At 71.4% G+C, this 11,761-nt stretch carries 13 protein-coding genes, 2 tRNA genes and 1 pseudogene; 10 read left to right on the plus strand and 6 right to left on the minus strand.

Features of this window, described 5'->3' with window-relative positions:
• Positions 1–12 precede the first annotated feature (12 nt).
• From J2S66_RS28890 to J2S66_RS28905, 4 genes and pseudogenes are all read left to right on the plus strand, one after another.
• Positions 13–843: a DUF3566 domain-containing protein gene (locus J2S66_RS28890; protein ID WP_310310590.1), complete on the plus strand. Its 831-nt coding sequence runs from the start codon at positions 13–15 to the stop codon at positions 841–843.
• Between the two features lie 53 nt (positions 844–896).
• A tRNA-Ile gene (locus J2S66_RS28895) sits at positions 897–970 on the plus strand.
• A 35-nt stretch (positions 971–1,005) separates the two neighbouring features.
• A pseudogene (locus J2S66_RS28900) lies at positions 1,006–1,119 on the plus strand (DLW-39 family protein); the annotation flags it as partial.
• 42 nt (positions 1,120–1,161) lie between these two features.
• Positions 1,162–1,234 (plus strand) — tRNA-Ala (locus J2S66_RS28905).
• Positions 1,235–1,369: 135 nt separating this feature from the next.
• Here the strand turns inward: J2S66_RS28905 and J2S66_RS28910 are convergent.
• Positions 1,370–1,789 carry a DoxX family protein gene (locus tag J2S66_RS28910; protein ID WP_306744143.1) on the minus strand — a complete coding sequence of 140 codons (420 nt, stop codon included), beginning with the start codon at positions 1,787–1,789 and terminating at the stop codon, positions 1,370–1,372.
• 126 nt (positions 1,790–1,915) lie between these two features.
• On the opposite strand from J2S66_RS28910, the gene J2S66_RS28915 reads away from it, so the two are divergent.
• On the plus strand, positions 1,916–2,464 hold the full coding sequence (locus J2S66_RS28915; protein WP_310310593.1) for a DUF2020 domain-containing protein: 549 nt from the start codon (positions 1,916–1,918) through the stop codon (positions 2,462–2,464).
• A 63-nt stretch (positions 2,465–2,527) separates the two neighbouring features.
• Here the strand turns inward: J2S66_RS28915 and J2S66_RS28920 are convergent, their stop codons facing one another.
• Complete coding sequence (locus tag J2S66_RS28920; RefSeq protein WP_310310595.1) at positions 2,528–3,244, minus strand: hypothetical protein; 717 nt, start codon at positions 3,242–3,244, stop codon at positions 2,528–2,530.
• Between the two features lie 65 nt (positions 3,245–3,309).
• Here J2S66_RS28920 and J2S66_RS28925 point away from each other — a divergent pair, with 65 nt between their 5' ends.
• Both J2S66_RS28925 and J2S66_RS28930 read left to right on the plus strand, forming a co-directional pair.
• Positions 3,310–3,858, plus strand: coding sequence for a peptidylprolyl isomerase (locus tag J2S66_RS28925; protein ID WP_306744146.1), 549 nt, complete (start codon positions 3,310–3,312; stop codon positions 3,856–3,858).
• A complete protein-coding gene (locus J2S66_RS28930) occupies positions 3,859–4,749 on the plus strand; it encodes a rhomboid family intramembrane serine protease (protein WP_310310597.1) in 891 nt (296 codons plus the stop codon).
• A 31-nt stretch (positions 4,750–4,780) separates the two neighbouring features.
• Here the strand turns inward: J2S66_RS28930 and J2S66_RS28935 are convergent, their stop codons facing one another.
• Together J2S66_RS28935 and crgA are read right to left on the minus strand one after the other, a co-directional pair.
• On the minus strand, positions 4,781–5,194 hold the full coding sequence (locus J2S66_RS28935) for a PH domain-containing protein (RefSeq protein ID WP_310310599.1): 414 nt from the start codon (positions 5,192–5,194) through the stop codon (positions 4,781–4,783).
• A gap of 215 nt (positions 5,195–5,409) precedes the next feature.
• Entirely contained in the window at positions 5,410–5,676 is a 267-nt protein-coding gene (gene crgA / locus J2S66_RS28940; RefSeq protein WP_306744149.1) for a cell division protein CrgA, read from the minus strand.
• 800 nt (positions 5,677–6,476) lie between these two features.
• Between crgA and J2S66_RS28945 the strand changes: the two genes are divergently transcribed.
• Positions 6,477–7,406 carry a class E sortase gene (locus J2S66_RS28945; protein ID WP_310310602.1) on the plus strand — a complete coding sequence of 310 codons (930 nt, stop codon included), beginning with the start codon at positions 6,477–6,479 and terminating at the stop codon, positions 7,404–7,406.
• On the plus strand, positions 7,406–7,564 hold the full coding sequence (locus J2S66_RS28950; RefSeq protein ID WP_170185175.1) for a hypothetical protein: 159 nt from the start codon (positions 7,406–7,408) through the stop codon (positions 7,562–7,564). Before J2S66_RS28945 ends, J2S66_RS28950 begins: the two co-directional genes overlap by 1 nt.
• 3 nt (positions 7,565–7,567) lie before the next feature.
• Here J2S66_RS28950 and J2S66_RS28955 read toward each other — a convergent pair whose 3' ends face one another.
• The gene (locus J2S66_RS28955; RefSeq protein ID WP_310310606.1) at positions 7,568–8,926 is read right to left on the minus strand and encodes an FAD-dependent oxidoreductase; all 1,359 of its coding nucleotides are present in this window, start codon (positions 8,924–8,926) and stop codon (positions 7,568–7,570) included.
• A gap of 65 nt (positions 8,927–8,991) precedes the next feature.
• Between J2S66_RS28955 and J2S66_RS28960 the strand changes: the two genes are divergently transcribed.
• Positions 8,992–9,636, plus strand: a complete 645-nt coding sequence (locus J2S66_RS28960) for an aminodeoxychorismate/anthranilate synthase component II (protein WP_310310608.1) — start codon at positions 8,992–8,994, stop codon at positions 9,634–9,636.
• Positions 9,637–9,701: 65 nt separating this feature from the next.
• Here J2S66_RS28960 and pknB read toward each other — a convergent pair whose 3' ends face one another.
• Positions 9,702–11,717, minus strand: coding sequence for a Stk1 family PASTA domain-containing Ser/Thr kinase (pknB, locus tag J2S66_RS28965; RefSeq protein WP_310310610.1), 2,016 nt, complete (start codon positions 11,715–11,717; stop codon positions 9,702–9,704).
• Between the last annotated feature and the right edge of the window lie 44 nt (positions 11,718–11,761).

Consider the following 11,761-nt stretch of genomic DNA (forward strand, 5'->3'; position numbering starts at 1 on the left):
TGAGGACTGCTCGTGACCCCACCCGAGAAGCCAGAGGACAAGACCGCGGTGATCACCCGGCCCGGCGTGGAGCCGAAGCCGGCCGAGGGCGCCGAGAAGCCGGCGGTCGCCGCCTCGGAGGTGTCCGAGCAGTCCGAGACGCCGTCGGGCGCGGCGGACGGCAAGGGCGCCCCGGACAGGGCGCAGGAGAAGGACGACCACCACACCGCCGCGCCCCCGCCGTGGGCGAGGGTGACGAGCGACCAGCAGTACGGCGAGGCGCAGCAGGTCGGTCCGGCCGACTTGATCGCCCCGCCGGAGCAGCGGACGACCGAGGTGCCGTCGCCGGGGTACCCGGCGAACGACCCGGACACGGTCGCGGTCGCCCGACCGGTGGTGCCCGGTTCGGCCGCCCCCGGCGGGGCGCGCACGCAGGTGAACCTCGGGCAGAACGGCCGGCCGGCCGGTACGGGGTCGGCGTCGTCCCGCCGCCCCGGTCGCGGGCCCCGGCGGGCGAGCCTCCAGGTCAAGCGGGTCGACCCGTGGTCGGTGCTGAAGCTCGCGCTGGTGCTGAGCGTGGCGCTGTTCTTCGTGTGGCTGGTGGCGGTCGGCGTGCTGTACGGCGTGCTGAACGGCATGGGCGTGTGGGACAAGATCAACAACACCGCCAACGACCTGCTCCAGGGCAACGAGCCGAGCGGTGACCCGCTGATCAGCGCGGGTCGCGTGTTCGGCGTGGCGGCCATCGTGGGCGCCGTGAACATCGTGCTGTTCACGGCGCTCGCGACCGTCGGTTCGTTCGTCTACAACGTGTCGGCCGACCTCGCGGGCGGCCTGGAAGTGACCCTCTCCGAGAGGGAGTGACCCGATTTGGGGCCGCGGCGGGACGTGTTGTAAGGTTCTCGTCGTTGCCCCAAGGGCCTATAGCTCAGACGGTTAGAGCGCTTCGCTGATAACGAAGAGGTCGGAGGTTCGAGTCCTCCTAGGCCCACCGGAAGTTCTACGGCATCGCAGAGGGGAATCGCCGTGAAGAAGATCATCGCACTCGTTGCAGTCGCTGGTGCGGTCCTGTTCTTCGTCAAGCGCAACCGCTCGGCGAAGGCCGACGCGGACCTGTGGCGCGAGGCCACGGCTCCCACCGCCTGACCCGCGAGGGCGGTCCCATCTGCCGCCCCTCGTGAGGGGGACGTAGCTCAATTGGCAGAGCACCGCCTTTGCAAGGCGGGGGTTAGGGGTTCGATTCCCCTCGTCTCCACGCTTCGACGGCCCGCACTCCACGAGTGCGGGCCGTTCGTGGTTCCGGTCCGCCGGCGTTCCCCGGTCCGGTGCGCGGCGTCGACAGCGAAGCCCGCACCCGGTGCTGCCGGGTGCGGGCCACGTGCTGCCTCTGCTACGCGTTCACGAGGGTGTGCTCCTGCCTGCGCCGAGAGGCGATCACCTTGTCCACGGCCCACGAGCCGGGACCGGTGAACGCCAGCAGCAGGAACACCCACGCGTACACCGCGGCGAGCTCGCCCTTGTTCTGGATGGGCAGTAGCCCGGCGGGCTGGTGCACCACGAAGTACGCGTAGGCCATTGCCCCGGACGAGATCAGCGCGGCGACGCGGGTGCCGAGGCCGATGACGATCAGCGCGCCACCGACGAACTCGATCAGCCCGGCCGGCCCGGCAGGCCAATCGGTGATCGACACAGCACCCTTCGAGCCCAGCACGCCGAACAACTTCTGCGCGCCGTGGCACATGAACAACACGCCGACGACGATCCGGAACACGGCGATTGCGTGGTCGCGACCGCGGTCAAGAACGTTCATGCGAACTCAGTCCTTCACAGCAGGGGCGGCCGGCAGGGTAAGGACAACCTAACGGGGATGACGCAGTGTGCCTAGATGGTCACCCTGTCGAAACAGTGTCGAACCTTCTGGTTGACTGGCGGCCCTATGAACCGAGTGCTGCTCACCGCCCTGCCCTCCCTGCTGGTCCTCGGCGCGCTCGCCGCGTGCGGCACCGCCGGACCGACCGCGGCCACACCCGCGACCACCAGCAGCGCAGCGGCGGTCACGACGACCACGCCCGCAGGCCCGCCCCCCGCGCCGGAGCCGACCGGCGACGGCCAGTGCCCGTACCTGGGGACCTCCGTCGTGCAGGAGGCCAACGGGCAGATCGTGCGCAAGGTCAGGCTGTCGGCCGACCAGCCGGACCCGGCCTGCTTCTTCTACGCCGACGGCACCGAGGTCCAGCTGTCGGTGTGGGTGTTCCACGGCGACCCGGCGACGGCGGAGGCCGTGGTGGACCGCGCCACGCCGGTGGCCGACTCCAACCCCGCGGCGGAACCCGCCGGCTGGGAGGGCGGCTCGCTGTCCACCGACACGGGTGCGGTGTACGCGGTGGCGAAGGGCGGCGACGCGGTCGTGGTGACCAGCAACCAGAAGCAGACGATCAAGGCCCGCCAGATCGTCAAGGCGGTCGTGGCGAACCTGGGCCTCTAGCCCGCGCCGGACACGGCGATGCGCCCGACCCGGTGAACGGGTCGGGCGCGGGTGCCGCTTCGGTCAGCTTCGGCTGCGGTCGGAGATCTGGCCGTTGCGGGCCGCGTGCTCGCGCACGGGCTCGGTGGCGGTCGCCGTGGCCCTGGCGGTCGTCGCGGTCCCGACGTCGGTGGCGCTCACGGTGCCGCTCACGGTCTCGGTGCCGCTGTCGGTGCCGCTGTCGGTCGTGGGTTCCACGACCTCCTCCAGGTGCACCTCCTGCGGGCGCTTGGTCAGGGCGAGGTAGCCCGCCACCGCGGCGGCGGCGAACACGCCCAGGACCCACGGCCACCGGCGGTGCTTCGGGGCCTTCGCCGCGGCCAGCTCCCTGCGCGCCTGCTCGGCGGCCTTGCGCACGTCCTTCGTGCGCACCTTGGCCTCCTTGCGGGCCCGCTCCGTGGCCTTCGCCACGTCCTTGCGGACGCCCTTGGCCCTCTTCGCGAGCTGCTTGCGGCTGCGGCGGGTCGACTTCTCGACCTCTTCGGCCTTCTCGACCAGCACGCCCGCCTTGTCGGCGATGACCCCGCGGACGTAGTCCCGGGTCACGCCGCGCTCGGCGAGCTTGCCCTCGGCGCGCTCCGCGAGCTGCGCGGCGACGTCAGCACTGGCGTGACCAGCACGAACGGCACCGAGCCGAGCGGCGCGCACTGCCTTGCCGACCGACTCCCCGGCACGCTCCCCGACCCGGGCCATGGTGTCCACCTCGTTCATGTCGCGCTCCAGAAGCCGTCGGTCAGTCATGCCCCAGGCAATACCCATCCTGCCCCTTCCCCAACCACCGCGCCCGGTGATGGCACGATGGGGTAGTGGCAGACAGCAACGAATCGTTCGTCGGGACCAAGGTGACGGCGACCCTGCACACCTCGCAGGGCGACATCCGCATCAACCTGTTCCCCGACCACGCCCCCAAGACGGTGGCGAACTTCGTCGGCCTGGCGGAGGGCACGAAGTCCTACACCGACCCCAACGCGAAGGGCGGGAAGTCCGGCCCCTTCTACGACGGCTCGGTCTTCCACCGCGTCATCGCGGGCTTCATGCTCCAGGGCGGTGACCCGACGGGCACCGGCCGCGGTGGCCCCGGCTACAAGTTCGCCGACGAGTTCCACCCGGAGCTCCAGTTCAACAAGCCGTACCTGCTGGCCATGGCGAACGCCGGCCCCAACAGCAACGGCTCCCAGTTCTTCATCACGGTCGCGCCCACCACGTGGCTGAACTTCAAGCACACGATCTTCGGCGAGGTCGCCGACCAGGAGTCCCGCAACGTCGTGGACGCCATCGGCTCCGCGCCGACCGGCGCCGGCGACCGCCCGGTCACCGACGTCGTCATCCAGAAGGTCTCGGTGGAGCGGGCCTGAGTGGCCGACTCGCCGATCACCCCGCCGCCCGGTGACCCGATCGGGGCGCGGCCAGGCCAGGAGGCCTGCCCGCGCCACCCCGACCGGGTCACCGGCCTGCGGTGCACCCGCTGCGAACGGCCGGCGTGCCCGGAGTGCCTGCGCGAGGCGTCCGTCGGCTACCAGTGCGTCGACTGCGTGAACGAGGGCAGGCGCACCACGCGCACCGCCCGCACGTTCGTCGGCGCGGAGCTCACCGGCCCGAAGACCCTGGTCACGCCGCTCCTGATCGCGGTCAACGTGCTGATGTTCGTGATCACCGCCGTGCAGTCGGGCAGCCTGGTCGACAACGCGCGCGGCTCGTCGCTGTTCCAGGCGCTGGTGATGTGGACGCCCGCCGTCGCGATCGAGGACGAGTGGTGGCGGCTCGTCACGTCCGGGTTCCTGCACTTCGGGCCCGCGCACCTGGCGCTCAACATGATCGCGCTCTATGTGCTGGGCCGTGACCTGGAACCGGTGTTCGGCAGGCTCCGGTTCACCGCCGTGTACTTCGTCTCGATGCTCGGCGGCGGTGTCGCGGTGTACCTGTTCGGGGCGACCCTGTCGGCCGTCGCGGGCGCCTCGGGCGCGGTGTACGGCCTGATGGGCGCGATGCTGGTGGCCGTGCTGCGGCTCAAGCTCAGCCCCGGGCCCGCGCTCGGCGTGATCGGCCTGAACGTGGTGCTGAGCTTCACGCTGCCCGGCATCTCGCTGCTGGGCCACCTCGGTGGCCTGGTGATCGGCGCGGCGCTCACCGCCGGGCTGGTCTACGCGCCCGCGCGGAAGCGGGACACCTACCAGGCCGTCGTGATCGCCGGGGCCGTCGTGCTGCTGGTGGTGCTGGTGTTCGTGCGGACCGGGCAGCTGCTCTGACGCCCGGCCGGTGATTCAGGGGCGCAGGGATTCAGGGGCGCAGGGCGTGCAGGACGTCGGCGACGTCACGCGGGTCCGTGCCGAGGTCCAGTTGGGTGAGGACGAACAGCTGCTCGTCCTCACCGCGCTGCCAGTCCAGCTCCAGCGTGGGCGTCTCCCGGCCGAGGCGGCGGTTCGTCACCAGGCGGACCTTCACCTCGTGCCAGGGGAGCGGGTGCGCGCCGCCCAGGGTGCGCACGGTCAGGCCGGCATCGTCCACCGACAGCCGGGGGCGGACGTACGTGCCGTACCCGGCGGCGGCCAGCAGCAGCAGCGTGGCCACCCCGAGGAACAGGCGGGTCATCGGGGTCGAGCTGAGGATCGTGACCAGCAGCGACACGGCGGCCAAGCCCCAGGCGAGGCCGATCATCCCCGGTTGCGGGGACCAGGATCGGGGTGGGTTCACGCTTCCGAGTCTCCCGTACTTGTGGACAACCGGAGGCCCGGACCGGCGCTTGTGCAATGAGGCGCAAAGTTGTCCACAGGAGTTGTCCCCATTGGGGATGACTTACAGCGGTGTTCTTCGGTGACGCCCCGGTGAGCGGAGTGGACGAACGGTGGACGCGGAACGGCCCGGACGTGGTGCACGTCCGGGCCGTCGGCCACGTGGCGTGGCGCCGGTCAGCGCCACTTCATGGTCATCAGCAGACCGACGATCATCAGGGCGAAACCGATGCCGAAGTTCCAGGACCCGAGGTCCATCATCACCGGGACCTTGTCGCCCGCGATGTAGTTGACCACCAGCCACGCGAGGCCCAGCAGCATGAAGCCGAGCATCACGGCGATGTAGACCGGGTGTGAGGGCCCCGCTGCCTTGACCTTCACCGGGGTGCGGCGATCGGCAGGCGCCGTGTAGACGGCCTTCTTGCGGACCTTGGACTTGGGCATGCTGTCCTCGCCTGACGGGTGGATAGGTCTCCAGTGGCGCGGGTTCACGACCACTGCTGGATGAACACGTTAACGTAACCAAGCAGGTCGCTAAAGCGGCGTGTAGTTCTGGAACGTTCGGCACGGGAGGTCTTCCGGTGAGCTACGACCCGCCTCCGCCGCAAGGCGGCCCGTCGGGCCGGTCGCCACGACCCACGCCCCACCCGGACCAACCGCCCCGGGAGCACCTCCCGCCGGGCGCCCGGCACGGCCGGCCACCCACTCCACCAGCGGGTTTCGACCGCCCCCCGACCCCGCCGGGTGGTTTCGCGCGGCCCGGCACCCCGCCGGCGGGCATCCCCCACCCGGACCGCGCCAGGGGGCCCGAACGCCCCCCGACCCCACCCGAGGGCTTCGACCGACCGGCTCCGCGTGCCCAGGACCGCCCTCGGACCCCGCCGGGTGGATTCACTCGTCCGGGCCAATCCGAATGGCCTCCGGCCCCGCCGGTCCCCGGCTTCGGCCACCCCGGGGCCGGTGCGGCCGGTCGCCGCGCCCCGTACGGGACACCCCCTTCCGGAGACCCGGGCGCCCGCCTCGGCGGCGGTCCGCCCCCCGGCGGGGTTCCCAGCCCCGGACCGCGCGGACCGCGCCCCGGTGCCGTTCAGCCCGGCGCCGTTCAGCCCGGTGCCGTCCAGCCCGGGGGGGCGCGCCCCGGGCCCGCGCGGGACGCCGACGCCACCCGGTACACGAACGCGTTCTCCGGCAGCCTGCCCCCGCCGCCGCCGGGCGCCCGCCGCCCCCCTCCCCGCCCCCGACCGGTGGACCCGCCCACCGAGGTCATCGCCCGAGTCGAGGACGACCAGGACGAGTACGAGGACGAGTACTACGAGGACGACTACTACGACGACGAAGACGACCACGAGGACGACGGGGGAGCCGTCGACCGGCCGGCCCTCCCGCCGGAGAGCGCGGCCCGCAAGTCCGTCCGCGCGGTCGGCGAGCTGCTGATCACGGCGGGCCTGGTGATCCTGCTGTTCGTGGTCTACGAGGTCTACGTCACCGACCTCATCTCGGCCGGGAAGCAGGACGACGCCACGGTCGCGCTCGACGAGCAGTGGAACGCCGACACGGTCGAGGTCGACCCCGAGCGGCAGGTCAAGTACGACCTGCTGGACGGCCAGGCGTTCGCGAAGATGTACATCCCCGTCTTCGGGCCGGACTACAAGTTCTCGATCGTCGAGGGCACCACGGACAAGGACCTGGAGATCGGTCCCGGCCACTACAAGGGCACCGCGCTCCCCGGCGACCCCGGCAACTTCTCGGTCGCGGGCCACCGGGTCGGCAAGGGCGCCCCCTTCAACGACCTCGACCTGCTGAACTCGTGCGACGCCATCGTGGTCGAGACGCAGGCGCAGTGGTTCGTCTACCGGATGCTGCCGAAGTCCGACGAGGTGGCCGGCTGGGCCGAGCGCCAGTCCATCCCCCGCTGCGAGAAGGTCTCGCCGCTGGGCGCGCCGTACGACAAGACGGTCGGCCAGGAGATCGTGCTGCCCTCGCAGGGCGAGGTGATCAGCCCGGTCCCGTACTTCACCGGCGAGGTCCCGGTCGCGCAGCAGGCGGCGCTGATGACGCTCACCACGTGCCACCCGCAGTTCTCGGACAAGCAGCGGCTGATCGTGCACGCGGTGCTGACGATGAGCTACCCGAAGGCGCCCGGGTTCGTGCCGGAAGAGATGAAGGAGAGCTGATGTACGGGTGGATCTGGCGGCACCTGCCGGGACCGCTGCCCGTGCGCGTCCTGGAGGCCCTGGTGCTGGTCGCCGGGGTGGTGGCGCTGCTGATGTTCGTGGTGTTCCCGTGGGCGGAGCCGAAGCTCCCGTTCAACAACGTCACCACCCCGCAGTAGGACCTACCCCCGGCTGACGTCCGTCATCTCGCCGCGGTCGACGACCTTGACGCGCTCGCGGCCGCGGGCGGCACCGAGGGCCAGTTCGTGCGCGTCGAGCTTCGACCATCCCTCGTTCGTGGTGAACGGCACGGCGCGCTCCTCCAGGAACCGCACCACGGCCCCCGGGGACCGGGTGGGCGCCTCGCGCAGGTCCGGCGCGTCGGCGAGCAGGCTGGTCACGGTCTCCAGCGAGCAGCCCTTGGTGTGGCCGATGAGGCCGATCGGGCCGCGCTTGACCCACCCCGTGACGTAGACGCCGCTCATCGGCCGCTCGTCCAGGTCGAGCACGCGGCCCGCCCGGTGCGGCACGGTCCCGGACGAGTGGTCGAACGGCAGGTCGGCCAGGGGCGACGACAGGTAGCCCACGGCCCGGTACACGGCCTGCACGGGCCAGTCGGTGAACTCGCCGGTGCCGCGCACGCCGCCCTCGCCGTCGAGCTCCATCCGCTCGGTGCGCAGCCCGCTGACCGAGCCGGACCCGAGCACCTCGACGGGCGCCTGGAGGAAGTGCAGGTGCAGCCGGCGCGGTCGGGAGCCGACGTCCCGGATCGCCCACTCCTGGAGGGTCTTCACGACCATCTCGACCTGCTTGTTCGACCGGATCGCGGCCATCGACGCGGCGTCGAAGTCGATGCCCTCGGGGTGCACGACGACCTCGACGTTCGGCGAGTGGTCCAGCTCGCGCAGCTCCAGCGGCGTGAACTTGGCCTGCGCGGGGCCTCGCCGGCCGAAGACGTGCACGTCGGTGACGGGGCTCGCGGCGAGGCCCGCGTGGACGTTGTCGGGGATCTCGGTGGCGAGCAGCTCGTCGGCGTCCTTGGCGAGGATGCGGGCCACGTCGAGCGCGACGTTGCCGACGCCGAGCACGGCGACCTCGCGGGCGTCCAGCGGCCAGGTGCGCGGTACGTCCGGGTGCCCGTCGTACCAGGACACGAAGTCGGCCGCGCCGTGGGAGCCGTCGAGGTCGATGCCGGGGATGTCGAGGGGGCGGTCCTTCTCGGCGCCGGTGGAGAAGACCACCGCGTCGTAGAACTGCTTCAGCTCGTCGAGCTTCACGTCGACGCCGTACTCGACGTTGCCGAAGAACCGCACCTCGGGCCGGTCGAGGATGCGCTGGAGGGCGTTGACGATGCCCTTGATGCGGGGGTGGTCGGGTGCGACGCCGTACCGGATCAGGCCGTAGGGGGCGGGCATCTTCTCGAAGATGTCGACGCTCACGCCCCGCCCCGTGTCCGGGGTCACCGACTTGATCAGGCTGTCCGCCGCGTAGAGGCCGGCGGGACCGGCGCCGACGACGGCGACGCGCAGGGAACGACTCATACCTCAAGATTAGGTGAGCCTAAGCTCACTTCAGGCGAGAGGTGCGTCACGGCTACGCTGGAGGCATGCGCGTGCTCGTGGTCGACAACTACGACAGCTTCGTCTACAACCTGGTCCAGTACCTCGCCCAGCTCGGGGTCGAGTGCGTGGTCCGCCGCAACGACGAGGTCGGACTCGACGAGGTCGGCGACGTGGGCGGTGTCCTGGTCAGCCCCGGGCCGAGCACGCCGGACAAGGCGGGTCGGAGCATGGACGTCATCCGCCGCTGTGCGGACACCGGCGTGCCGCTCTTCGGCGTCTGCCTCGGCCACCAGGCCATCGGCGCCGTGTGGGGCGGCACGGTCGACCTCGCGCCGGAGCTGCTGCACGGCAAGACGAGCGTCGTGCACCACGACGGCGCCGGCGTGCTGGCCGGCGTGCCCAGCCCCTTCACCGCCACCCGCTACCACTCGCTGACCGTGCTGCCGGACACCATCCCGGCCGAGTTCGAGGTCACCGCCCGCACCGACTCCGGCGTGGTCATGGCGATGCGGCACCGCGAGCTGCCGGTCGAGGGCGTCCAGTTCCACCCCGAGTCGGTGCTCACCGAGGGCGGCCACCGGATGCTCGCGAACTGGCTCCGGGTGTGCGGCCACGAGGTCCCCGAGGCGACCGTGGCCGACCTGGAGAACGGCATGCGCGCCCTGGCCGCCGCGGCCGGTCGGGTCTGACCCGCACGCTCGCCGGAACGCGAAGAGGGCCCCTCCCCGGTTGGGGAAGGGCCCTCTTCGCACGCTCACCTCGTGGTGGTCGTCGGCGGCCCGCCGCCCACGCCGAACTCGGCCAGGATCACGTTGATCCGCGCGGTCTTCGCCGCGGGCGTGTTCGGCTTGATCTCCTGGTCCAGGATCTTGTCCCGCTGCGAGATGTCCGTGGTCGGCTCCTTGTCGCTGACCACGAGGTCGTTGCCCGTCCACCCGGCCTGGTTGAGCTTCGTCCGGGCCTGGTTCTCGGTCATCCCGCGCAGGTCGGGCATGATGAACTGGTTCTCCTTCGACACGCTCAGCGTGACGAGGGTCCCCTTGTCCACCCGACCCGGCGCCGGGTTCTGCGCCACGACCTCGCCCTGGTCCACGGCGCTGTCGACTTCCTTGACCTGCACCTTGAAGCCGCTGCCCTCCAGCGTGGCGCGGGCGTTGTCGGCGGTCTGCCCCGTCACGTCCGGCAGCTGCACGTCGTCCGGCGCCTTGCCCAGGACCACGGTGACGGTGCTGCCCTTGGGCGCCTTCGTGCCGGGCGTCGGCGTCTGCTGCGCGACCTTCCCGACCAGGCCGGGGTCGCTGACCTCGACCGTCTCGGTGCTCTGCTGGAAGCCCCACTGCTCGGCCTCCAGCTTCTTCTGCGCCTCCGCCGGGCTCAGCCCCGCGACGCTCGGCACCTCGACCTGGTCGGCGGCCTTGCCGATGAACAGCTTCACCGAGCTGCGCTTCTCGACCTCGCGGTTGGCGGGCGGGTCGGTCTGCACGACCTTGCCGATCTGCTCCGCGGTGCACGGGATCGCCGCGCCCGGCTGGCACGGCACCAGCTCCACCTGCGGCAGGAGGCCGGCGTCCTGGATCGCGGCGTTCGCGGCGGCCTGCGTCATGTCGACCACGGAGGGCACCGAGACCTTGTCGATCGGCCCTGCGCCCGGGTCGTCGTCGCCCATCAGCGTCGTGGTGATCCACGTGGCGAGCGCGAGCACCGCGACGCACAGCGCGACGACCACCGCGATCATGATCGCCTTCTTGCGCCGGGCGCGGCGCTCCGCCTCCTCCTCGGACAGCGGGTCGTACTCGGCGGGCTCGTCGCGCTGCCCCTGCGGCCGGTGCCGGCCACCACCGCCGCTGACCACCTCGGTGCGCGCCGGCGACGACTGGTTCAGCATCGCGGTGCGCTCCTCGGCCGTCATCACGGCCGGCGCGGTCGGCCGCTGCCCCGACAGCACGCGCACCAGGTCGGCGCGCATCTCGGCGGCCGACTGGTAGCGGTTCGCCGGGCCCTTGGCCATCGCCTTGAGCACGATCGCGTCCAGCGCGGGCGTCACCTTGGGGTTCAGCGACGACGGCGACTTCGGCTCCTCGCGCACGTGCTGGTAGGCCACGGCCACGGGCGAGTCACCGGTGAACGGGGGCTCCCCGGTCAGCAGCTCGAACAGCACGCAACCCGACGCGTACACGTCGGAGCGGCCGTCGACGGCCTCACCGCGCGCCTGCTCGGGCGACAGGTACTGGGCGGTTCCTATGACCGCAGCGGTCTGGGTGACGGCCGCCTGGCCGTCGTGCACGGCGCGGGCGATGCCGAAGTCCATCACCTTCACCGCGCCGGACTTCGTGATCATCACGTTGGCGGGCTTCACGTCCCGGTGCACGATGCCGTGCCGGTGGCTGAAGTCCAGCGCCGCCGACACGTCCGCCATGACCTCCATGGCGCGCTTGCCCGACAGCGGGCCCTGCGTCTTGACGATGTCGCGCAGCGTCCGGCCGTCGACGAACTCCATGACGATGTAGGGCAGCGGTCCGTACTCGGTCTGCGTCTCGCCCGTGTCGTAGACGGCGACGATCGCGGGGTGGTTCAACGCCGCGGAGTTCTGCGCCTCCCGGCGAAACCGCTCCTGGAACTGGGCGTCCCGGGCGAGGTCAGCGCGCAGCACCTTGATGGCGACGTCGCGGCCGAGCCGGACGTCCCGGCCCTTGTGCACCTCCGACATACCGCCGTAGCCGAGCGTCTCACCCAGTTCGTAGCGGTTGGAGAGCAGTCGCGGAGTGCTCATCAGTGCTTCGTCCCGCTCCTCGTCAACGGTCTCACCTTCACGCC

Origin of the sequence: Saccharothrix longispora (genome assembly GCF_031455225.1) — a bacterium.
In the GTDB taxonomy this organism is placed as follows: Bacteria; Actinomycetota; Actinomycetes; order Mycobacteriales; family Pseudonocardiaceae; genus Actinosynnema; species Actinosynnema longispora.

Excerpts from the sequence above, each read along its gene's own strand:
- J2S66_RS28950 (WP_170185175.1), top strand. The coding sequence starts at position 7,406 with ATGTACGGGTGGATCTGGCGGCACCTGCCGGGACCGCTGCCCGTGCGC.
- J2S66_RS28960 (WP_310310608.1), top strand. The coding sequence starts at position 8,992 with ATGCGCGTGCTCGTGGTCGACAACTACGACAGCTTCGTCTACAACCTG.
- J2S66_RS28915 (WP_310310593.1), top strand. The coding sequence starts at position 1,916 with ATGAACCGAGTGCTGCTCACCGCCCTGCCCTCCCTGCTGGTCCTCGGC.
- crgA (WP_306744149.1), bottom strand. The coding sequence starts at position 5,676 with ATGCCCAAGTCCAAGGTCCGCAAGAAGGCCGTCTACACGGCGCCTGCC.
- J2S66_RS28920 (WP_310310595.1), bottom strand. The coding sequence starts at position 3,244 with ATGACTGACCGACGGCTTCTGGAGCGCGACATGAACGAGGTGGACACC.
- pknB (WP_310310610.1), bottom strand. The coding sequence starts at position 11,717 with ATGAGCACTCCGCGACTGCTCTCCAACCGCTACGAACTGGGTGAGACG.
- J2S66_RS28955 (WP_310310606.1), bottom strand. The coding sequence starts at position 8,926 with ATGAGTCGTTCCCTGCGCGTCGCCGTCGTCGGCGCCGGTCCCGCCGGC.
- J2S66_RS28910 (WP_306744143.1), bottom strand. The coding sequence starts at position 1,789 with ATGAACGTTCTTGACCGCGGTCGCGACCACGCAATCGCCGTGTTCCGG.